At 62.1% G+C, this 21688-nt stretch carries 14 protein-coding genes, 4 pseudogenes and 1 riboswitch; of the genes and pseudogenes, 6 read left to right on the top strand and 12 right to left on the bottom strand.

Annotated features, from left to right (window positions below; all coding sequences use genetic code 11):
• Positions 1 to 326 precede the first annotated feature (326 nt).
• The 4 genes and pseudogenes from AQUI_RS0113930 to AQUI_RS0113915 form a co-directional block, all read right to left on the bottom strand.
• Positions 327 to 837: pseudogene (locus tag AQUI_RS0113930) on the bottom strand (ABC transporter ATP-binding protein); the annotation flags it as partial.
• Positions 834 to 1883: a FecCD family ABC transporter permease gene (locus tag AQUI_RS0113925; RefSeq protein ID WP_035919978.1), complete on the bottom strand. Its 1050-nt coding sequence runs from the start codon at positions 1881 to 1883 to the stop codon at positions 834 to 836. The pseudogene AQUI_RS0113930 and the gene AQUI_RS0113925, both read right to left, overlap by 4 nt.
• A complete protein-coding gene (locus AQUI_RS0113920) occupies positions 1880 to 2890 on the bottom strand; it encodes an ABC transporter substrate-binding protein (RefSeq protein WP_027258046.1) in 1011 nt (336 codons plus the stop codon). The genes AQUI_RS0113925 and AQUI_RS0113920 overlap by 4 nt, the downstream gene beginning before the upstream one ends.
• 142 nt (positions 2891 to 3032) lie before the next feature.
• Positions 3033 to 3225: riboswitch (cobalamin riboswitch) on the bottom strand.
• Positions 3226 to 3434: 209 nt separating this feature from the next.
• Complete coding sequence (locus AQUI_RS0113915) at positions 3435 to 4214, bottom strand: DeoR/GlpR family DNA-binding transcription regulator (RefSeq protein ID WP_027258045.1); 780 nt, start codon at positions 4212 to 4214, stop codon at positions 3435 to 3437.
• Positions 4215 to 4421: 207 nt separating this feature from the next.
• Here AQUI_RS0113915 and AQUI_RS0113910 point away from each other — a divergent pair, with 207 nt between their 5' ends.
• The 5 genes from AQUI_RS0113910 to AQUI_RS0113890 all read left to right on the top strand — a co-directional run bounded on the left by AQUI_RS0113910 (position 4422) and on the right by AQUI_RS0113890 (position 11847).
• Positions 4422 to 5369, top strand: coding sequence for an ABC transporter substrate-binding protein (locus AQUI_RS0113910; RefSeq protein ID WP_027258044.1), 948 nt, complete (start codon positions 4422 to 4424; stop codon positions 5367 to 5369).
• A 106-nt stretch (positions 5370 to 5475) separates the two neighbouring features.
• A complete protein-coding gene (locus AQUI_RS0113905) occupies positions 5476 to 6498 on the top strand; it encodes a quaternary amine ABC transporter ATP-binding protein (RefSeq protein ID WP_027258043.1) in 1023 nt (340 codons plus the stop codon).
• The gene (locus tag AQUI_RS0113900) at positions 6495 to 8489 is read left to right on the top strand and encodes an ABC transporter permease (protein ID WP_027258042.1); all 1995 of its coding nucleotides are present in this window, start codon (positions 6495 to 6497) and stop codon (positions 8487 to 8489) included. Before AQUI_RS0113905 ends, AQUI_RS0113900 begins: the two co-directional genes overlap by 4 nt.
• Positions 8490 to 8491: 2 nt before the next feature.
• Positions 8492 to 9391, top strand: a complete 900-nt coding sequence (locus AQUI_RS0113895) for a phosphotransferase (protein ID WP_035919975.1) — start codon at positions 8492 to 8494, stop codon at positions 9389 to 9391.
• 8 nt (positions 9392 to 9399) lie between these two features.
• The gene (locus AQUI_RS0113890) at positions 9400 to 11847 is read left to right on the top strand and encodes a GcvT family protein (protein ID WP_027258040.1); all 2448 of its coding nucleotides are present in this window, start codon (positions 9400 to 9402) and stop codon (positions 11845 to 11847) included.
• A gap of 133 nt (positions 11848 to 11980) precedes the next feature.
• Here the strand turns inward: AQUI_RS0113890 and AQUI_RS0113885 are convergent, their stop codons facing one another.
• The 4 genes from AQUI_RS0113885 to AQUI_RS0113870 all read right to left on the bottom strand — a co-directional run bounded on the left by AQUI_RS0113885 (position 11981) and on the right by AQUI_RS0113870 (position 16326).
• The gene (locus tag AQUI_RS0113885; protein WP_027258039.1) at positions 11981 to 13030 is read right to left on the bottom strand and encodes a permease; all 1050 of its coding nucleotides are present in this window, start codon (positions 13028 to 13030) and stop codon (positions 11981 to 11983) included.
• Positions 13031 to 13082: 52 nt separating this feature from the next.
• Positions 13083 to 13400 (bottom strand): ArsR/SmtB family transcription factor, encoded by a 318-nt coding sequence (locus AQUI_RS0113880; protein ID WP_027258038.1) that lies wholly within the window; start codon positions 13398 to 13400, stop codon positions 13083 to 13085.
• A gap of 290 nt (positions 13401 to 13690) precedes the next feature.
• Entirely contained in the window at positions 13691 to 14497 is an 807-nt protein-coding gene (dmdD, locus tag AQUI_RS0113875; RefSeq protein WP_027258037.1) for a methylthioacryloyl-CoA hydratase, read from the bottom strand.
• A 56-nt stretch (positions 14498 to 14553) separates the two neighbouring features.
• Entirely contained in the window at positions 14554 to 16326 is a 1773-nt protein-coding gene (locus AQUI_RS0113870) for an acyl-CoA dehydrogenase family protein (RefSeq protein WP_027258036.1), read from the bottom strand.
• 252 nt (positions 16327 to 16578) lie between these two features.
• Between AQUI_RS0113870 and AQUI_RS30045 the strand changes: the two are divergent.
• Positions 16579 to 17134: pseudogene (locus tag AQUI_RS30045) on the top strand (transposase); the annotation flags it as partial.
• Positions 17135 to 17222: 88 nt separating this feature from the next.
• On the opposite strand, the pseudogene AQUI_RS28015 reads toward AQUI_RS30045, so the two are convergent.
• From AQUI_RS28015 to AQUI_RS28000, 4 genes and pseudogenes are all read right to left on the bottom strand, one after another.
• Positions 17223 to 17756: pseudogene (locus AQUI_RS28015) on the bottom strand (tyrosine-type recombinase/integrase); the annotation flags it as partial.
• A gap of 148 nt (positions 17757 to 17904) precedes the next feature.
• A pseudogene (gene tnpC / locus AQUI_RS28010) lies at positions 17905 to 19528 on the bottom strand (IS66 family transposase).
• A gap of 62 nt (positions 19529 to 19590) precedes the next feature.
• Complete coding sequence (tnpB, locus tag AQUI_RS0113840; RefSeq protein WP_027258034.1) at positions 19591 to 19908, bottom strand: IS66 family insertion sequence element accessory protein TnpB; 318 nt, start codon at positions 19906 to 19908, stop codon at positions 19591 to 19593.
• Positions 19909 to 20436: 528 nt separating this feature from the next.
• A complete protein-coding gene (locus AQUI_RS28000) occupies positions 20437 to 21648 on the bottom strand; it encodes a tyrosine-type recombinase/integrase (protein WP_211236022.1) in 1212 nt (403 codons plus the stop codon).
• Between the last annotated feature and the right edge of the window lie 40 nt (positions 21649 to 21688).

Genomic DNA, 21688 nt, shown 5'->3' with positions numbered 1-21688 from the left:
GGCGCCGGGCCCAACGGGCGCCGGCTGCCCGACAGGACATCCGGCAACGGGCGGGAGACTTGTGCTGCGGCACTCTCAGGCCAGGTGAAAGGACAGAAACGGCTCACTGCCCTCCGCATCCTCGACCCAGCGGGCCTTGATCCCGAAGATCCCTGAAACCATTTCAGGCGCCAACGCCTGCTGCGGTGTGCCCAGCGCCACCAGGCGTCCGCCCGACAGCACCGCCACCCGGTCGCACATCAACGCCTGGTTCAGATCGTGCAGCGCCACGACGGTGGTCACCTTCAGGTTCCGGATGCAATTGAGGATCGACAACTGATGGTGAATATCCAAGTGGTTTGTCGGCTCGTCCAGCAGCAGCAGCCCGGGCCTCTGAGCAAGCGCGCGGGCGATGTGCAGCCGCTGCCGTTCGCCGCCGGACAGGGTGGCCCACTCGCGGCTGGCAAACCCCTCCATTTCCACTGTCTTCAGCGCATTTTCCACATGCTGGCTGTCTTCGCCGCTCCAGGGCCTCAACGCTGACAGCCAAGGGGTCCGCCCCAGTTCCACCACCGACCGTGCGGTAATTCGCTCGGCGGTGTCGGCCTGCTGTTCAACGATCGCGGTCCGCTGGGCGACCTCTCTGCGCGTCAGCCGCGCCAAGGATTTTTCCGCCAGCAGAACCTCGCCTTGCGAGGGGCGCGCCAGACCCGCCAGCAGCCGCATCAGCGTGGATTTCCCAGATCCGTTCGGACCGACCAGCGCCAGGGTCTCTCCCGGCTGCACCGTCAATGAGACATCAGACAACAGCAGCTTGCCGCGGATGGAGTAAGACAGGCTGCGGGCTTCGATCTTCATCGCGCAGCCCTTCTTCCACGCACCAGGATCACCGCAAAGGACGGCGCGCCGATCAGGGCTGTGACAACGCCGATGGGCAGCACCTGTCCCGGAATGATGATGCGCGACACGATGTCGGCACCAATCAGGAACACTGCCCCGGTCAGCGCCGCGGCCGGCATCAGCCTGCGGTGGCCGGGGCCAACCAGGAAGCGTGCCGCATGGGGAATGACCAGGCCGACAAAGCCGATAGAGCCGACAATTGACACCATCACCGCAGTCGTCAGCGCGGTAGCGAAGATCAGAACAACTTGCACCTGCCGCACCGGAATGCCCAGCGAAGCTGCGGAATCGGTGCCAAAAGTAAAGGCGTCCAGAGCCCGTGCATGGAACCGGCAGACCCCCCAGCCCGCCAGCGCCAGCGGCACCGCCAGCCACACATCCGGCCAGCGCACCCCGCTCATATTGCCCATCAGCCAGAACATAATTCCGCGGGCCTGATCGGCATTGGCCGATTTAGCGATGATGAAGGCAGTCAGCGCGTTGAACAGCTGCGAACCCGCAATGCCGGCCAGCACGATCTGCGCTGCCGCTGCGCGGCTGCCGCCTGCTCCGGCGGCCCGGGCAAGAATGGCAACAAAGCCAAAGGCCAGCAGCGCGCCATTGAAGGCGCCAAAGGACAGCGACAGCGCACCGCCTCCCAGCCCAGCAATGGTCACTGCCACCGCCCCGGTCGAGGCGCCGGCAGAGATGCCGAGGATGTATGGATCGGCCAGCGCATTGCGCAGCAGCGCCTGCAACACCACGCCCGCCACTGCCAGCGCCGCCCCGCAGGCCCCCGCCACCAGCGCCCGCGGCAGCCGGTAGCTCCAGATGATACCCTGGTCGATCGGGTCCACCGGCAGGCCCGCCCCGGCCAGCTTGTTGGCCAGAACAGACAGCACAAGGTCAGGCGCAAGCGCGGTTTCCCCGATCATTGCGCCTGCCAGGACCGCCGCAATCAGAACCGGCAAGGCCAGACAAGCGCCCTTGACGCCCTGCCAGGTGATTGCGGCGGCTGCGCTCACTGGCTGTTGCCGATCGCGCTGAGTTCAGCAGCCAGTTCCTCCAGCGCCGGAATGGCACGGATGGTGGCGTCCATCGCCTGAGCGTCCATCACGACGATGCGGTTGTTCTTGACCGCATCCATCTGACTGGCCACCGGATCATTGCGCAGAAACTCCAGCTTTTTCTCATAGTCATCCGCAGCAAAGCGGCGGCGGTCCATGCGGGCAATCACAATCACCGTGGGGTTGGCTTTGGCAATGGTTTCCCAGCCGACCGTCGGCCATTCCTCGTCGGTTTCGATGACGTTGCGCAGACCCAGCTGCTGCATCATGTAGCCCGGCGCGCCCTTCTCGCCTGCCACAAACGGATCGCTCTCCATTTCAGGCGAAGAGAACCAGAACACGGCGGATGCATCGTCCAGTGCGACTTCCTGCGCCTTGGCAACAGCTGCTGCCTCGCGGGCCTTGTAGTCGGCGACCAATTCGGCGCCTTTATCGGCTTCGCCAAAGATTGCCGCCAGCTCCTCAATGCCCTGGTACAGGCTGCCGGTGGTGAACATCCGGGTGCGGGTGCCGTCGCCGCCGGTGGTGTTGTCCTTACCGACGCAATCGGCGGGCATCACATAGGTCGGAATACCCAGATCATGGAATTGCTCACGCTTGGCCACGACGCCTTCGGGGCCAACGTGCCATTCGTACTGCGCTGCAACCAGACCGGGCCGCTTGGCAACCACGCTTTCAAAGCTCGGATCGTTGTCGGCCAGGCGGTCGATCTTGGCATTCAGGTCCGCGTACTCGGGCAGCACGTCGTTGAACCAGACCGAGGTGCCTAACACTTTGTCCCCCAGCCCCAGCGCGTAAAGCACTTCGGTCGCCGCTTGGCCAACCGTTACGGAAGACGCTGCCGGCGCCTCGAAAGTGACCGACTGGCCGCAGTTTTCTATGGTCAGCGGAAAAGTTCCACCGGCCGCCGCAGCCTGTGCGGCAGCGATTAAGGAAAGGCCGATCAGGCCGGAACGCAAAAACATGATATTCGATCTCCATGTGTCAATGACCGGAGAACGGGTGAAAGGGCATTGACCGGTAAGCCAGAGGTCCTTGCCCCCGCTTGCGGCACCGGAAAACGGCGGCGCATCTTATCGGCAACCTCCCCGGACAACCCCGCCCGGTGTTTTTCGGTTTTCACCGGCAGGTCTCCTGACTGGCGGGTCAATGACTGTGCCGTCTTCCCGGACTGTTTTGGTCCAGTGACGTCAAGGCACAGCTCTCGCCGCCTACAGTTGCGGGGGCAGTTCCGTTTGGCGCCGGCAGGCACCGCGGATTCCCTCTTAGCCCTTTCGGGACCGGTAAAGCGCGGGTAGCGCATCCCTTTCGTTGCGGCAAGAAAAAGTTATTCCGCAGCAGAAATTCCGCGCACCGGGCACATCTGCGGCAGGCATCCTATGGACGAGTGTTTCCCAAGGCACGGCTAGATGGAAAATTCCAGAAGAAGCTGTTTCAGGGATGGGACACCCATCAGCCGCAGCCGCAAAAGTGTGACTGCAAACTGTCCGGCAGCAGCCCGCAGTCCCGTTACTCGACCACGATCAGATCGGTATCCATCGCCTTGAGCATGTCCTTGATTGCCTGCGGCGGTTGCGCGTCCGTATAGAAGACTTCGAAATTGGTATCCTTGCCGATCGACACCGGCGCTCGCTTGTTGAACTTGTCATGATCGGCAACGACTATCCGGACCTGCGCATTGGCCGCCGCGACACGGGCCAGATTTGCCTCTTCCAGGTCATGCAGCATGAAACCCAGTTCGGCATTGATCGCCCCTGCCGAAAAAATGGCAAACTGCACGTTCAGCCGCCGCACCAGATCCAGCGCTTCGGCTCCGAAGGCGCCGCCATCATGCGGGCGCAGCTCACCGCCAGCCAGAAACACCCGGTTGTTGTTGCGCGAGGCCAGCGCATGGGCCACCAGCACTGAGTTGGTCACCACAAAGAGGTTTGACCGCTGCCGCAGTTCCTGCGCCACATAGGCCGTGGTGGAGCCGACATCCAGAAAGACCGAATCCCCGTCGCTGATGGTCTTGGCCACTTCGATGGCCAGACGCTGCTTTTCAGAGGCGTGGGTGTCCATCCGGCTTTGCAGCGGCAGCTCGTTCACATCTTCAACCAGATGCACCCCGCCGTGAACCTTGCGGACCACCTGGGCATCCTCCAGCGTACGGATGTTTCGCCGGATGGTTTCATTGGACACACCCAGCCTGCCAGCCAGATAGCTAACCCTGCAGGACCCGCCTGCCTGCTGCAGCGCCCGCAGGATTTCCTCTTCACGCTGGTTGGTGGTCTTGCGGGTTTTGGTCATCTGGCCTCCTGTCGTGTTGCTACGCCAGAAAGCCACAAAAAACAACACACGCACCTCTGACGCCGCATTTTTCGCCCGGAAACGGCCAGTATTAGCGATATATGTGGCTTATTGTGGTTTTTTATTGACTGACAGGCGTAACCGCCGCACGATCTCAGTACGCGACGCCAAGAATCGCACAAAATGCCACATATCAGGGAATTCCTTATGCTGAGAAACTTCAACGCTTTGGGAGCCGTGGCGCTGACAGCCGCCGTTTCCGCTCCATCCGCCTGGGCCGCCGAGTCCTCCGATCCGATCAAGCTGACACTGCACGACTGGTCCGGCCAGCTGATCAACACCAAAATCATGGGCAGCATCCTGCAGGAGGCAGGGTACAACGTCGAGTATGTCCAGGCAGACTATATCGCCCAGTTTGCCGGGCTGAAGACCGGGGACCTGCATTTGGCCATGGAGATCTGGGAGACCACCGGACGCGAAGCGCTGGACGAAGCCACTGCCTCGGGCAAGGTGGTCAACGCGGGCGAAACCGGACTGATGGCGATCGAGGAATGGTGGTACCCCGCCTATATGAAAGACCGCTGCCCCGGCCTGCCCGACTGGCAGGCGCTGAAGGACTGCGCCGAGGAATTCGCCACCGCGGAGACCTCTCCCTACGGGCGCTATGTCGGCGGTCCGGTCACCTGGGGCGGCTTTGACGAGGAACGCGTCGAGGCGCTGGAGCTGGAATTCGAAGTGGTTCACGCGGGCACCGATGCGGCGCTGTTCGCCGAACTTGAATCCGCCTATCAGCGCCAGGATCCGATTGTCCTGTGGGTCTACGTGCCCCATTGGGCGCCGGCCAAATACGACGGCGAATTCGTGGAGTTCCCGCCCTATTCCTCGGAATGCTATTCCGATCCGTCGGCCGGGGTGAACCCGGATCTGGCTTATGACTGCGGCAAGCCGCGCGGCCCAATCTGGAAGGCGGCCTGGGCAGGACTGCCGGAAAAATGGCCAGGCGCCTATGAGATCGTGCAGTCCTATCAGATTACCAACGAAGAGATGAGCGCCATGGTCGGCAAGGCGGATCTGGACGGCGTCGATATCGATACAGTGGTGTCCGGCTGGATGACCGCGAACAAGGACCGCTGGTCCGGCTGGATCGGCAACTGATCTCACTCCCCGGGGCTGCTGCACGCTCTCAGGCAGCCCCGGTCTTTTCTCCTGTCCCGTCAATCAACCCGGCCGCATTCTGCGGACCGGTCCAGGAACCGCATTGATGACCCCCAAGACCAAACTCTCCTGCCGCAACATCTGGAAGCTTTATGGCGCCAATGCCGAGGCATTTTTGAACGGCAACCCGTCCCCCAGCGGCGCGGAGATCCGCAAGGCGGGTATTATCGGCGCGGTGCGCAATGCCCGCATCGACATTGCCGAGGGCGAGATCTTCATCATCATGGGGCTGTCCGGCTCCGGTAAATCCACCCTGGTGCGCTGCCTGTCGCGGCTGATCGAGCCGACTGGCGGCCAGGTGCTGTTTGACGGCGTCGACCTGCTGACCGCCAGCGAGCAGGAACTAATCGAAATCCGCCGCCACAAGATGGGCATGGTGTTCCAGCACTTCGCCCTGCTGCCGCATCTGACCGTGCTGCAGAACGTGATGTTCCCGCTGACCGTCCAGGCCACACCCAAGCGAGAAGCCGACGCCAAGGCACGCGAGGTGGTGGAACTGGTCGGCCTCAAAGGCCGCGAGGATTATTACCCGCGCGAGCTGTCAGGCGGCCAGCAGCAGCGCGTCGGCATCGCCCGGTCACTGGTGACGGAACCCGACCTGTGGTTCCTGGACGAGCCGTTTTCAGCGCTTGATCCGCTGATCCGCCGCGAGATGCAGGACGAATTCCTGCGCCTGCAGGCCCGCCTGCACAAGACCATCGTCTTCATCACCCACGACTTCGAGGAGGCCGTGCGCCTTGCCGACCGTATCGCCATCATGAAGGACGGCGAGATCATCCAGATTGCCACGCCTGAGGAACTGGTGCTGAACCCGGCCACGGAATATGTCGCCGAATTCACCCGCCACATCCCGCGCTCCAAGGTGCTGACGGTGGGCGGCATCATGACCCCGGGCACGGACGGTGCCGGCCCCCCGGTTCCGGCCGCCTCCCGCGTATCGGAGGTGGCAGAGCAGATCATCGCCGCAGATGCCCCGCGCCCGGTGTGTGATGAAAACGGGCGCATCATCGGCAGCATCGGCCGCACAGCGGTGGCCCGCGTGCTGTTCGGCGCGGGGCAAGCGGCATGAAAGTGCGTCTGACTTGGCAAAGCTCCGCAGCCTGGGGGCTGGTGCTGGTCACAATCCTGCTAGGCTGGTTCGGCCGCGATCTGGCCAAGGCCCTGGATGCGCGCTGGCTGATCAAGATCCCCTCCTCTTGGGTGATCCCCTTCAAAACCCGTATATCTTCCGCCATGTCTTGGCTGGTCGAAGACGCGGCCATCGGCCCGGTGTCCTTCACCGATGCCACCCGCGCCATCGCCTGGCTGATCGAACAGCCCTATGAGCTGATGCTGAGCCTGCTGGCGCATGGTTTTCTGTACGGCCCCGGCCCGGCCCCGCAGGTGCTGCTGCCGGCCGCCAGCTGGATCGCGGTCACCATCGCGGTGATTGCCCTGGGGCACTTCTGCCGCAACTGGGGGCTGGCGGCGGTCGCCGGGGCCTGTTTTGCCTATCTTGCGGTCTTCGGACAGTGGGACAGCGCCATGGTCACGCTTGCCTCGGTGGTCATCGCGGTGCCGATCGGCGCAGGCGGCGGGCTGCTGACCGGCATCTGGGCCTATCGCCACCCGCGGGGTGAACGCATCCTATCCCCTGTTCTGGACCTGATGCAGACCATCCCGATCTTCGCCTATCTTGTGCCGATTCTGTTCATGTTCGGCTTCGGCCCGGTCTCGGCGCTGGTCGCCACCATCATCTATGCCACCCCGCCTATGATCCGCATCACCATCATGGCGCTCAAGGCGGTGGACCCGGAGATCCTCGACTTCGGGCGGATGGCAGGCACCACCAAGCGGCAGCTGATGTGGCGGGTGCTGGTGCCCTCGGCCAGCCAAAGCCTGATGGTCGGCGTCAATCAGGTGATCATGCTGACGCTCAACATGGTGATCATCGCCTCGATGATTGGTGCCGGAGGGCTTGGCTTCGACGTGCTGGCAGCCCTGCGCCGCCTGGATATCGGCGCGGGCTTTGAGGCAGGCATCGCTATCGTGGTGCTGGCCATCGCCGTGGACCGGCTGAGCCAGGCCTTCGCCGAACGCATGGGCCAGATCCACCACACCTCACCCGGCTCCTGGGCCGCCCGGCATAAACGTACGGTGCTGGTACTGTCGCTGCTAATGATCACCTGGGTGCTGGGCCGATTCTCGCCGTTGCTGCTGGACTATCCGGCCAGCCAGACCATCACCACCGGCGCCTTCTGGAATGACGCAGTCAAATACCTGAACGTGAACTACTTCGATGTGTTCGAGGCGGTGAAGGTCTTCTTCCTGCAATGGTTCCTACTGCCGATCAAGAAAACCCTGCTGGGCATTCCCTGGCCCTGGGCGATTGCCATGCTGACGCTGCTGGGCTGGCGCGTCGGCGGCTGGAAACTGGCAGCGCTATGCGGTGTGATGTCTGCCCTGATTGCAGTCAGCGGCCTTTGGGCCAAGGCCATGGTCACTGTCTATCTTTGCGGCGCCTCGGTGATCCTCGCCACCCTGATCGGTGTGCCTCTGGGTGTGCTGGCCGCACTGAACCGGCGCGCAGGCATCGCCATCAACCTGCTGATCGACACGCTGCAGACCCTGCCCAGTTTTGTCTACCTGATCCCGGTGGTGATGCTGTTCCGGATCGGTGATTTCACCGCGATGATCGCCATTGTCCTGTATGCGCTGGCTCCGGCCGTCCGCTATGCCGCCCATGGCGTGCGCAGTGTCAGCGGCGAGCTGATCGAGGCAGGTCTGGTCTCGGGCTGCACCCGCTGGCAGTTGCTGCGCCTGGTGCGCCTGCCGATGGCGCTGCCGGAGATCCTGCTGGGCATCAACCAGACCATCATGCTGGCGCTGTCGATGCTGGTGATCACTGCGCTGGTCGGCACCCGCGATCTGGGCCAGGAAGTCTATATTGCACTGACCAAGGCTGACACTGGCCGCGGTCTGGTGGCAGGCCTTGCCATCGCCTTCATCGCTATCATCGCCGACCGGCTGGTCAATGCCGGTGCCCGCGGCGCCCGCATCCGCTTTGGACTGGAGAGCTGACCATGACCCAATCCGACCTGCAAAAACGCGTCAGCCTGCTTGAGCGCATCCATGCCCTGCCGATCTGGCACGGCGCCATCTCCACGCAGCCTTTAACCGGGGGCATCACCAACGTGAACTACCTGGTCGAGGACCAGAGCGGCAAATACGTGGTGCGCGCAGGCGACGACATTCCGCTGCACCAGGTGATGCGCTTCAACGAACTGGCTGCTAGCCGCGCCGCCCATGCCGCCGGTCTGTCGCCTGCGGTGATGCATGCCGAAAATGACCTGACAGTGCTGCAGTTCATAGAAAGCCGCACTCTGACCGAAGAAGATGTGCGCGATCCCGCCATGCTGCCGCGGGTGCTGGAACTGGTGAAATCCTGCCACCGCGATGTTCCCAGACATCTACGCGGCCCGGCGCTGGTGTTCTGGGTCTTCCATGTGATCCGCGACTATGCGGCGACACTGCAGGACAAGAACAGTCCGCATGCGGCGCTGGCTGCCGAACTGACCGGCATCGGCAACAGCCTGGAACAGGCGGCAGGCCCCTTCGATATCGTCTTTGGCCACAACGACCTCCTGTGCGGCAACTTTCTCGACGATGGCAACCGGCTCTGGCTGATCGACTACGACTATGCCGGCTTCAACTCGCCGCTGTTCGACCTGGGCGGGCTTGCCTCCAACAACGGGCTTACGCAGCAGCAGGAACTTTGGCTGCTGGAGACCTACTTTGAGGCGCCGGTAAACGATGATCTGTTGCACCGCTACGGCGCCATGAAATGCGCCTCGCTGCTGCGCGAAACCATGTGGAGCATGGTCTCCGAGCTCACCTCCGATATCGACTTTGACTACGCGGCCTACACCGCTAGCAACCTCACGCGCTTCCGCGCCGCACTTGACGACTTTCAAAACACCTGAGGACTGACATGACTGAACTTCCCTCAACTGCCAAGGCAGTCATCATCGGTGGCGGCATCATCGGCTGCTCCACCGCCTACCACCTGGCTAAACTGGGCTGGACGGACACTGTTCTGCTGGAGCGGAAAAAGCTGACCTCGGGCACCACCTTCCACGCCGCCGGCCTGGTCGGGCAGCTGCGCTCCAACGCCAATATCACCCAGCTGCTGGGGTATTCGGTCGATCTATACAACAAGATCGAAGAGGAAACCGGCCTGGGCACCGGCTGGAAGATGAACGGCGGGCTGCGCCTGGCCTGTAACGAGGAGCGCTGGACCGAGGTTAAACGCCAGGCCACCACCGCGCATTCCTTCGGGCTGGAGATGGAGCTGCTGACCCCCAAGGAAGCCCAGGACCTGTGGCCGCTGATGGATATCTCCGACGTGATCGGTGCGGCCTTCATGCCGACTGACGGCCAAGCCAACCCCTCCGATATCACCCAGGCGCTGGCCAAGGGCGCGCGCATGGCCGGGGCCAAGATCTTCGAGGACACCAAGGTCACCGATATCGAGATCGAGGACGGCAAGATCCGTGCCGTGATCACCGAACACGGCCGGATCGAATGCGAAAAAGTGATCTGCTGCGCGGGCCAATGGACCCGCACTTTTGCCGAGCAGTTCGGCGTCAACGTGCCGCTGGTGCCGATGGAGCACCAGTACATGGTCACCGAGCCGTTCGAGGGCGTGCCGTCAAACCTGCCGACTCTGCGCGACCCGGACCGGCTGACCTACTACAAGGAGGAAGTCGGCGGGTTGGTGATGGGCGGCTATGAGCCGAACCCGATCCCTTGGGCCACGGACGGTATTCCGCAAGGCTTCCACTACACGCTGCTCGACAGCAACTTCGATCATTTCGAACAGCTGATGGAACAGGCGCTTGGCCGGGTGCCGGCACTGGAACATGCTGGTATCAAGACGCTGACCAACGGGCCGGAAAGCTTCACGCCCGACGGCAACTTTATCATCGGCGAGGCGCCGGAACTCAGCAACTTCTATGTCGGCGCTGGCTTCAACGCTTTTGGTATTGCGGCAGGTGGCGGCGCTGGCATGGCGCTGGCGGAATGGGTGAAGAACGGCGAGCCGCCGTTCGACTTGTGGTCCGCCGATATCCGCCGCTTCGGGCGGCCGCATTTCGACACCGACTGGGTGCGCACCCGCACAGTGGAGGCCTATGGCAAACACTACACCATGGCCTGGCCGCATGAGGAACACGACAGCGGGCGCCCCTGCCGCAAGTCGCCGCTTTATGATACGCTGAAAGCACAAGGCGCTTGTTTCGGCGAGAAACTCGGCTGGGAACGCCCGAACTGGTTTGCCGATGCCGACAGGGGCGAGACGCCCAAGGACCTCTACAGCTTCGGCCGTCAGAACTGGTTCGAGGCAGTGGGGCGCGAGCATAAGGCCGCGCGCGAGGCAGCGGTGCTGTATGACCAGACGTCCTTTGCCAAATTCGCGCTGAAAGGCCCGGATGCGCTGGCCGCGATGAACTGGATCTGCGCCAATGACGTGAACAAGCCGGTGGGATCGCTGATCTACACCCAGATGCTGAACAGCAAGGGCGGCATCGAATGTGATCTCACGGTGGGCCGCGTCGCGCAGGACGAGTTCTACATCGTCACCGGCACCGGCTATGCCACCCATGACTTTGACTGGATCCGCCGCAACATTCCCGACGGCATGAACTGCCAGCTGTTCGACATCACTTCCTCCAACGCGGTGCTGTCGCTGATGGGGCCGAAAGCGCGCGACATCCTCTCCGCTGTCACCCGCGACGATGTCTCCAACGACGGCTTCAAGTTCGGCTCCATCCGCACCATTGGCATTGCCGGCTGCCCGGTGCAGGCGCTGCGCGTGACCTATGTGGGGGAACTGGGCTGGGAACTGCACCTGCCGGTGGAATACGCCCAGACCGTTTATGCAGCGCTGATGGAGGCGGGTAAACCGCACGGGCTGGTCAATGCCGGCTACCGCTCGATCGAATCCCTGCGCCTGGAAAAGGGCTACCGTGCCTGGGGCTCGGACATCGGCCCCGACCACACCCCGTTCGAGGCCGGGCTTGGCTGGGCGGTGAAGCTCAGGAAGGACATCCCCTTCAAGGGCCGCGCCGCCGCCGAAGCGCAGAAGGCAGAGGGCGTCAAGAAGATGCTCGCCTGTTTCACCACCGATCCCGGCGTGGTGCTCCTGGGCCGGGAAACCATCTACCGCAACGGCAAACGCGTCGGCTGGCTGACCTCGGGCGGCTATGGCCATACCGTCGGACAGTCCATCGGCTACGGCTACATCCGCAATCCCGAAGGCGTGGCCGCCGACTACGTGCTGCGCGGGAATTACGAGCTGGAGGTCGCCACCAAGCGGGTCCCCTGCAAGGTCCAGATCAGTCCGCTCTACGACCCGTCGATGAGCCGGGTAAAGGCCTGAACCGGCACGCCTGGGCGGGGCAAAGCCACCGGCTTACCGCCCCTCCCGTTTGCATCCGGAGGGGTGAAGCGGGCGCTGCCTTAGGCGGCGCCCACCTGTTAGGACCCGGGTGTGCGCGGACCCTGGGATTGGATCAGACCGCGTGCCAGAGCTGGAACAGCAGCCCCACGGAAAAGGCACCGCTGAGCGATAGACCGAGGTACAGCGCAAAGACCTGCGGGCGGGCCAGCGCCCAAACGGCCATAGCTGCAGGGATTGAAGTCACGCCGCCAGCCACCAGAAAGGAAAGGCCTGCCCCCGGCGCCATGCCCTGCTCAATCAGTCCGCCAACCAACGGCAGCGCCGCATAACCGTTCAGATAGGCGGGGACACCCACCAGCGTTGCGGTAATGATCGGCAGCAGGCCTTCGCCGCCCAAGGCGGAAGTCACTGTTTCGGCCGGTATCCAGGCCAGCATCAGGCTTTCCAAAATGAAGGCCAGCAGCAGCCATTTGGCTAGGAACAGCGTCGTGGTCCAGGCGGTTCCGGCAAATTTTGCCCGGCGCTCCGCCTCAATCCAAAACTTCCAAACCACCGGCTTGGGCGTACGCATCTTGGCTCCGCCGCAGCCGCCGTTTCCGACACCCTCGCGCAACGCGTCCTTTAAGGCGCCACCCTGGTTCAGCAAGTGGACAACCAAACCGCCAAAGAGGCCAAGGCCGACTGCGGCAGCAGTTTTGGCCACAGCGAATTCAACGCCCAGAACTCCGGCGGTCAGAAAGAACATCGACGGGTCCATGATCGGCGATGCCAGCCAGAACGCCATGACGGCGGACAACGGCACCCCCATCGACAGAAGTGCCGCGATGAGCGGGATCACTCCGCAGGAGCAGAACGGTGACAGCCCCCCTGCCAGCGCACCAAGCGCAATCATCAGAAGCGGTTTACCGGTAAAAGCCTTGGCAACCAGATTGTCGGCACCAGTGGCGCCAGCCCATGCCGCGATGGCAATGGAGAACAGCAGATAGGGAGCCGTATGCGCCAGCGCAGCCCCGGCAAAGACAGCGCTATCTGCGGATTGGGCAGGATCAAAGATGGCCAGCAGCAGCAGGAGTGCGGCAGAGGCCAGCCAGACCCGTTGCTCTTGGAAGAACCGCCAGACAGATGTGCCTGATCTTGGGGGAACGTTTGTTGCGTTTGTCATTTCCATATCACCAGATTTATAGTTATTTTAGGTCGAAGAAGAGGCATTCACCTCATGCGTTCTCCTCCTTGGCAGCAAGGGTGACACCTGTGCAGCATTCGGATGTCAGAAAATTCACCACGCCCAACATCACGGGATAATCGACCCGGCTGAATACTTCGCGCCCGTGCTTTTCCTGCACAACCAGCCTGGCATCCACCAGTGCCGACAGATGATGCGCCAGCGTGGAGGGAGCCAAGCCCAGATGTTCGGCAATCTCGCCAACCCGAAGCCCGCCCTCCCCTGCTTTGACCAGCAGGCGGAAGATGGCCAGACGGGCATCGTGACCAAGGGCGGCAAGGGCGCGGGCGTTGTTGCTTGATATCGTCATGGCACAAAAATAACTATAAACCCGGTTTTGTCAATACGTAGGTCGGCACGAAGCACTTAGCAAAGCTGCCCGCAGCACGGTGCCCTGATCCTAACGCTCCAGCATCGCGCACGAAATCCATCGAATGACGCAAATAGGCGGCAGTAAACCGCATCACATCCAGGTTCCGCTCCGCTTCGCACCCAGCGCTTCGCAGCTGCACCAAGAGCAAACGGATCCCCCCTGCCCTGCACTGTCCGGTACCATCAGGCCATGCGCAAAACCACGGCCTGACGGCTGGTTCGCGCGGCCTAGCTGTTGGGCCGCACGCGGGCTGCGGTTTTGTTGGCAAAGGCTTCTAGCCGTTCGCGCGCCGCAGGCTGCGTGTTCACAACGCCGGCCACGACAGCCTCGGCATAAGCCGCATCCATGCCCGACATATTGTTCAAATGGCTGATCGCAGAACAGATGGCATAGTTGGTCAGTGGCAGGTTTTGCGCAACCTTGTCGGCAAGCTCAACCGCCTTGTCGAAGCTGGACTCTTCGGTGATGTATTGCGCCAGTCCCAGGTCGACCGCTTCCTGCCCTTGATACACCCGGCCCGTCAGGATCATGTCAATCATCCGGTATTTGCCGATCATTTCGGAAACCCGAATAGTGGCGCCGCCGCCGGTAAAGATGCCGCGCTGGCCTTCAGGAAGCGCAAAATATGTGGTCTGATCCATTACCCGGACATGGGCCGCGCTGGCCAGTTCCAGCCCGCCGCCGACAACCGCCCCCTGCAGGGCCGCAATGATCGGCACCCCGCCGTATTCCATCTTGTTGAAGGCCTCGTGCCAGCGCAGGCAGACATGCATGAAGTCATCCGGGCTGCGGTCTTCTTTCCAGTGCTCCACCAGATCAAGGCCGGCACAGAAATGGTCGCCCGCACCTGCTAGCACCACTGCCTTTACGCCGTTCCGATGCGCACTGCTGAAAAAGCAGATGAGCTCCTCAATCGTGGCGGCATCCAGCGCATTGCGCTTGGACGGCCGGTTGAGCGAGACAATAAAGACGCCATTGTCCCGCTGTTCTATGGCGAGCTTTTCGTAGGTTTTCGAACTGGCTGCTTGCGACATTGTTCTGACCTTTCCCTGACTGTCCGGTCCCAGTCCGGGCCGGTAATTTCCGTTGTTCAGATTTCGAAACCGGCATCGAACAGGCTTTCACTGCCGTCGATGATCCGGGCGCTTTCCGTTCCGCATTCCACAAGAATATGCTGTGCGTAAAACACAGCGGTGGCGATCTTTTGTGTCATGAAAGCTGTATCTTCGCCCTGTTCAAGCTTGGCTTCAGCGGCCAGAACCGACCTGCCCAGCTGCCAGCCCGCGGCAAGATTGCCTGCCAGCATCAGGAAGGGAACACTGCCGGCGTATGCCGCGTTGATGTCCTTGGGCGCGGTCTCCAGGAGCCAGGCAAGGCTGGCCTCAAACGCGCGGCGTGCCTGCCCCAGCCGGTCCGCCACCAGCTGCGCCTTGGCACCGCCTTTTTGCAAGTCCGCCTCAGCCGCCGAGACCATTCCGGCAAAGCGGCGAGCGGTCTTGCCGCCGTCCCGCAGCACCTGCCGGCCCAGAAGGTCATTGGCCTGGATCGCCGTCGTGCCCTCATAGATCGGCAAGATTCTGGCATCCCGGTAGAACTGCGCAACCCCGGTTTCTTCGATAAACCCCATGCCGCCGTGAACTTGCAGCCCCATTGAGGTGACCTCCAAAGACCGTTCCGTGCAGCATCCCTTGACCAGCGGCACCAGGAATTCGGCCATCTCCGACGCCTCGCGGCGATTTTCGGCCTCAGCGTGATGTGCCAGATCCAGCCATCCTGCAGTGGCCATCGCCAAAGCCCGTCCTCCTTCAACCAAGGCCCGCATCCGCAGCAGCGACCGCCGCACATCCGGATGCTGAAGGATCGGCACTGCTTCCTTGGCGCTGCCGTCAACCGGGCGGCCCTGCACCCGCTCCTGTGCGTATCGCAAGGCGTGCTGATAGGCGCGTTCAGATACGGCAACCCCCTGCACGCCCACTGAAAACCGGGCGGCCCGCATCATCACGAACATGTACTCAAGGCCGCGGTTCTCCTCTCCCACCAGAAAACCGGTGGCGCCTTCGAATTCCAGAACCGCCGTCGGACTCGCCCTGACGCCCAGTTTATGTTCAAGGCTGACACATTGGACAGTATTGCGCCGGCCAAGCGATCCATCCTCTTGAACCAGGAATTTGGGCACAATGAACAGGCTCAACCCCTTTGGACCTGCCGGGGCACCAGGGGTTCTCGCCAGAACAAGGTGAACGATGTTTTCGGTCAGGCTGTGCTCGCCATAGGTGATAAAGATCTTTGTTCCGCTGATCGAATACGCACCATCCGCAGCTGGTTCCGCCTTGCTCCGCACACGCCCCAGATCGCTGCCGGCCTGAGGTTCTGTCAGGTTCATGGTGCCGGACCATTGGCCGGAAATCATCGGCTCAAGGTATTGCTTTTTCTGCGCGCCAGAGCCGGAAAGCAACAGCGCCTCCACCGCCCCGTCAGTCAATAGCGGACAAAGGCCAAAACTCATATCCGCTGCGTTCAAAATCTCTGTCGCGGCGGCCCCGGCGGCCCGCGGCAACCCCATTCCGCCAAGGTCTTCCGGGTGCGGCAGGCTTTGCCAGCCCATCCCAGTGTATTGCGCATAAGCCTGCAAGTATGGCTCAGGCATCACGACCTTTGCACCGTCGAGCCGCGCGCCGGTTTCGTCCCCTATTGCCGAAAGCGGTGCGATTACGTCCGAACAAAAACGCCCGAGCCCCTCCAGCGCAGCCTGGACATCCCCGGTTTCGATCCCGGAATAAGCCGCCAGCGATGCGACCTCGGGCCAGTCAGACAAATGCTCGATATTGAACATGATATCGCGAACCGGCGCCTGATAGGTCATCTTTCACTCCGAATAGTAGTTCCTTCACGCCACCTACGTGTTGTTTGACATCGGCTCCACGTTCATATGAGACAAAGTCCTTTCCAATAGTGACAACTGACACTGGCGATCAATGAAATGACAGGCTCGGATCCCCTTAGGTGTTTGATCCGATGGTTTGATGATGAGATCTTGATGTGATCCCCGAAAACATCCTCGAAGCTTGTTAGAGTCTTCCGCGAAGAACCCCAGGCTGGGGAGGAGCGGAATCGCATGAAGGCATCGAAGTTCACGGGCGCGCAGAAGGCGCTCATCATCAAACAGGCAGAGGCCCGCACGGCTGTCGCGGAATCCTGCCGGAAGGCCGGCGTCAGCACGGCGGCCTTCTTCAACTGGTAGAAAAATAAGCCGGTCTGATGCCGTCCGAAATGAAGCGGCTGAGGGAGCTCGAGCAGGAGAATGCGCGACTGAAAAAGATCGTTGCAGACCTCGCTCTGGACAAGGAGATGCTGCAGGACGTCATTAAACGAAAGCTTTGAGGCCTGCCCGGAAAAGGACGCTGGTCGACGGGATGCGGGCGGATTGGCAGGTGTCGATCCGCCGGGCCTGCGAGGTGATCCGGTTCGATCCCAGAACCTGTCGCTACAAATCCCTCCGGCCCGGGCAGGCCGCTTTGGAACAGCGGATCCGAGAAATTTGCCAGACCCGTGTGCGCTTCGGTTATCGGCGCGTGCATGTGCTTCTGCGCCGTGAGGGGTGGGAAATAAATGCGAAGAAGATTTATCGCATTTACAAGGAGATGGGCATGCAATTGCAGAACAAGACGCCCATCTCCCCAACCGGAGTGGGCAAGTCGCTGGTCTGATCTTCCAGCGCGTTCTCCAAGACCTTCAGGCTCGCCGGGCCCTTCGGCGCTACCAGCCCGAATTCGGCAAGATACCCCCGTACTCGCGCAGCAGGTTCGGCAATCCCGGCGGCAGCATGACCTTGCGGCCCTTGCCCCGTTCGGCATGGATCAGCATCCGGTCGCTGCCGAAACCGCTGACTTTGAGATTGCAGACCTCCGGCGCCCTGTGCCGGGCGCCACAGGAGATGCTCAGCGCCGCCCGATACTTCAGCTCCGGTCCTGGCGCGGCCCGCAGCAGTGCCTCCACTTCCTCGGCGCTGACTGCCACGGGGAGCTTGCGCGGCCGGGTGCGGAACTGCATGTGCCGCTTCATCCCACCCCGCCCGCAGGTCGTCTCGAAAAAGAACCTCAGCGCAATGAGGCGGGCATTGCAGGCCGGCGGCGTGACACCGCGGCCGGTCATGTGAAGCTCGTAGGCGCGCAGATCGTCTGGCGTCGCGGTGTCCGGCGACCGCCCCAGAAACGCTGCGAAGTCCTTGATCGCCCGGATGTGCGACTTCTGAGATTTGTCACCCAGCCCCTTGATCCGCATGTCCTCAATCATCCGCTCGCGCAGCGGCGTTGTTGCGCTATAGCGGTCCTGCTGCAGCCAATCGTGTAGCGTCCGCTTAACGCCGGTAGCGAGGAACTGCTAGGCGAGCAATGACTGCAATGGGCTCGTCTCAAAGTAAACGCGCCATTGATACCGCAGCTTATGCAGCTTGAGCATCCGTCTCGGAGGTCATTGGCGCCCAATTCCACGGCAGCAATTCATCCAGCCGTTTGATCTTGTGGTCGTGGATGCGGTCGAGGATGTCAGCGATATATGCCTGCGGGCCGAGACCGTTGAGCTTGGCGGTCTCGATGATGGTCATGGCGCGGGCCAAAGTTTCCGCCCCAGTGTCTGCTCCTGCGAAGAGCCAATTTTTCCGTCCGATTCCGATGGGGCGCAGGGCACGCCCGGCTGGATTATTGTCGATGGCCACACGCCCGTCGGTCAGGAACTGGCTAAAGGCGTCCCGACGGCTCAGACCATAGCGGAAATCGCTTTTGCCGGGAATGCGCAGGAGTTGCTGTTCTGACTAGGCAAAGAAGCCCTCAACCTTTGGCCGGCTCAGCTTTTGACGCGCAGCACGGCGGGCCTCTGCGGGCTGGCCGTTGATGCCGCGCTCGATGTCATAGAACTTGCCGACCCGGTCGAACGCCTCGCGGGCGATCTCGGATTTGGTCGAGGTCCAGAAGTCGTGGAAGTCTCGGCGCAAGTGAGCCCAACAGGCCGCTGCGCGCAAACGCCGAGTGCCATCGGGACCAGGCTCGTAGAGCTTGGCATACCCCTTGTAGCCGTCCGCTTGCAGAATGCCGCGGGAGTCTGCCAGGTGGCTTAGGACGTGCTCTTCCTTCCAATCGGGCGCGAACCGATAGACAGCACCGGGTGGCGCCCCCCCGCCCACGGCCGTTGATCGCGCACATAGGCCCAGATCCGGCCCTGCTTCACGCCTTTGCCCAGCTCTTTATCTTTTTTGGAGCGGTCCAGCACCCGGATCGGCGTGTCATCCGCGTGCAGCAGGTCGCTGCTCATAATATCGGCCTCAATTCGTCCGGCCAGCGGAGCCAAGGTCTTCATGGCCCGTCCGCACCAGCCAACAAGCGTGCTTTCGGCAATGTCTGCCCCCATGCGGGCGAAGATCCCGTGCTGGCGATACAAGGGAAGGTGATCGTCGAACTTCGAGACCAAGACATGGGCCAGCAGGTTCGGCCCGGCCATGCTGCCGGGATCGGACGGCTGGGTGCTGGCTCCTGCACCATCCGCTCACAGCGGCGGCAGGATTTCTTGATGCGGGCGATCTGGACCACCTTCATCTGGGCGGCGATCATGCCGAGCAATTCACTGACGTCCTCGCCCGCCACCCGCAGATCGCCGCCACAGTCGGGGCAGCAGGTGCCAGGATCAAGCTCGAGGCGCTCGCGCAGGGTCGCATCCGAGACACGTGGCCGGCCGCGCAGCGCGGGTGCATCGGCAGGCTCTGGCGGCGGTTCGTCCTGGCCTTCGTCGATAGGCGCGTCATCACCCTCGGCCACCGCAACCAGCAGGTCTTCGAGCGCCAGCTCCAGCTGCTCGATCTCACGCTCGATCTTTTCCGAGGATTTGCCGAAAGCCAGTTTCTGCATCTTCGCGATCCGCAAACGCAGGGCCTGAACCAGCTGATCGTGGACCCGCAGCGTGGCCGGCATCTTGGCGTTCTCTGCCTCGATCCGGGCATTTTCCGCCTGTAATGCGGCGATCATCGCCCTCAATTCGGCGGGATCATCGGGCAGATTTCCGGCGGATTTCGACATGCGCCTGACTACCAGAAAACAGGCTCAGGCACCATATAAATAACGAAAATCCAGAGGTAAAATCACCCGGCGCGGGCGGGCGGGGCGCCCCAATCAGGACGCCGCCAGTCGATCCCCTCCCACAGCATCGCGAGCTGCGCAGAGGTCAGCCGCACCGCCCCATCCCTGGCGCGCGGCCAAGGGAAACGCTCCCGCTCAAGTACCTTGTAATAGAGGCAAAACCCCTGGCCATCCCAATAGAGCAACTTAATCCTATCGCCCCGCCGGCCCCGAAACGCAAACACCGCTCCACTGGTGGGTTTCTGATGCAAAACATCCTGCGCCAATGCCGCCAGCCCTGCGATCCCTTTGCGGTTATGCAGTCCTCTGCATAACCGCAACTATGTGGCGACGATTATTATGCGGAGCCGAAGAAGCAGACCGGCACTTTTTCGGACGGTTCCGCCTACATTGACTCCGCATAACTATTCTACCGCGCGGAAAGCATCGCGAGCAGTTTGTCCGGTGGCCGGAACTTGCCCGGCTTGATGCCGAGCGGCTCCAGAGCGTCAAGCATCTCGAGTTTTTCGGTTGGGCCGGCGCGCAAGTAGATCTCGCGAGCGGTGGGCGCAGCACCGTGCGACCGCTTCCAATGTGGCCTGAAGCATGTGCATTGCGCAGCTGTGCCGCAGAACATGGGGCTATCGATTTGCCGCCGGTGGGCGCGATGGGGGCAGCCGTATTTGCCTGTTCTCGAGTGTATTGCAAGCGCCCGCTCATCATTCGACCGGCATTGTTCAGGAAGAGCGCGGTGTCGCCGACTTCGGGTCTGATCGCGATCCAGGCGCGAATTGCGGCAGCGGTTTCCTAGAGGCAGCAGCGCGCGCTTCTGTTCGCCAATGATATGGATGCTGGCAGGGGACCGCCCGTCAAACTGGTTGAGCCCGGCGCTGATGAGTTCGGAAACGCGCAGCCCTCGGCAAAAGCCAGATCAAGGCAGGACCGCGCGCTCGAGATAGCGAAAGAAGGACTGTACCAGCGACATCCCGCGTACGGCCCTTGTTGCCTCGCTCTGTTCGATGTGCTCGAGAAAGGCAAGGATCGTGGGCACGTCGATGTCTTCGATCTGCAGCAGGCACGGCCGCTTTCTCAATCGCCCGGCGGCGAATGTCACACAGCAGTTGGAAGCTGCAGGGATAGCCGCGCAAGGACGAATGCGCGTCTTTCATTGGGAAGATGGTTGCGCAGGAAGGCGGCGAGGTGCTGGGCAAGCTGGGCCATGCCGTCACCCCGCAATGCAGCCTCTCGCCGTCAGCTGCCATGTGTGTCATCAGCTCGGGTGTTACCTCGAGATACCAGTATGTATCGGTGACATGGGCATGCCCCAAATAGGTACTGAGGGCCGTGATATGCCGCGCCACGGCTTTGGAATCGTGCGCACAGGCCTCAAGGGAGCGAACAGCAAATGTGTGGCGCAGATCATGAATCCTGGGGCCCGGTGTTCCTGCCGCACCGCGCAAGCCGATTGACCGCGTGATCTGGAGGAATACCGTTGCGACTGTCGAATAGGCGAGCGGCGTGCCCTGATGCGAAAGGAAAAGTGTGCCGCTCGGGCTGGCCGCCTTCAGACGCATCGTAAGATACCCGTCAAGAGCGCGTCGAGTCGTTGGATGCAGTGGCAACAGCCGGCTCTTCTTAAACTTGGTCTGGGCAATGATCAGGCCGTCATCGGTCACGTCCGGCAATCGAATGGCGATGGCCTCTGAAACGCGCATGCCTGTTGCCGCAATCAACCCGAACATCGTGGCGTAGGTGAGCGGCCGGATCGAGCCAGCGGGGCCAAGCCTCTGGGCGGCGTCGATCAGCCGTTGGATATCACTGGGACTGTAGATGTAAGGCGTGCGCCGCTTGCGGCTGGCACGGCCGAAGAGATCGGCGGAGGGAACTTCATGGCTCGGATCTTCGGCATTAAGCGCGCGCGCGAAGCGACGTACTGTCAAAAGCCGGTTGCGACGTTGTTCTGGAGAAGATGCCTGTAGTGCCCATTCTTGCACGGTGGCTGTTGTTACGACATGCTCACTGCGGCTCTCGGCAAAGGCAACGAAGTTGCGTAGAAGACTGCCTTGGGTACGGAATTTCAACCCCAGCGCCTGGTGCAGCGCGGACATGATCGGCGAGGAG

Source organism: Leisingera aquimarina DSM 24565 (assembly GCF_000473165.1).
GTDB classification, from domain to species: domain Bacteria; phylum Pseudomonadota; class Alphaproteobacteria; order Rhodobacterales; family Rhodobacteraceae; genus Leisingera; species Leisingera aquimarina.
The sequence above is the reverse complement of the archived record's forward strand: the minus strand, read 5'-3'. Positions and strand labels throughout refer to the sequence as shown.

Bases quoted from the DNA above. Each gene is read 5' to 3' on its own strand.
- AQUI_RS0113920 (WP_027258046.1), bottom strand. From the start codon at position 2,890: ATGTTTTTGCGTTCCGGCCTGATCGGCCTTTCCTTAATCGCTGCCGCA.
- AQUI_RS0113915 (WP_027258045.1), bottom strand. From the start codon at position 4,214: ATGACCAAAACCCGCAAGACCACCAACCAGCGTGAAGAGGAAATCCTG.
- AQUI_RS0113910 (WP_027258044.1), top strand. From the start codon at position 4,422: ATGCTGAGAAACTTCAACGCTTTGGGAGCCGTGGCGCTGACAGCCGCC.
- AQUI_RS0113905 (WP_027258043.1), top strand. From the start codon at position 5,476: ATGACCCCCAAGACCAAACTCTCCTGCCGCAACATCTGGAAGCTTTAT.
- AQUI_RS0113900 (WP_027258042.1), top strand. From the start codon at position 6,495: ATGAAAGTGCGTCTGACTTGGCAAAGCTCCGCAGCCTGGGGGCTGGTG.
- AQUI_RS0113895 (WP_035919975.1), top strand. From the start codon at position 8,492: ATGACCCAATCCGACCTGCAAAAACGCGTCAGCCTGCTTGAGCGCATC.
- AQUI_RS0113890 (WP_027258040.1), top strand. From the start codon at position 9,400: ATGACTGAACTTCCCTCAACTGCCAAGGCAGTCATCATCGGTGGCGGC.
- AQUI_RS0113885 (WP_027258039.1), bottom strand. From the start codon at position 13,030: ATGACAAACGCAACAAACGTTCCCCCAAGATCAGGCACATCTGTCTGG.
- AQUI_RS0113880 (WP_027258038.1), bottom strand. From the start codon at position 13,400: ATGACGATATCAAGCAACAACGCCCGCGCCCTTGCCGCCCTTGGTCAC.
- dmdD (WP_027258037.1), bottom strand. From the start codon at position 14,497: ATGTCGCAAGCAGCCAGTTCGAAAACCTACGAAAAGCTCGCCATAGAA.
- AQUI_RS0113870 (WP_027258036.1), bottom strand. From the start codon at position 16,326: ATGACCTATCAGGCGCCGGTTCGCGATATCATGTTCAATATCGAGCAT.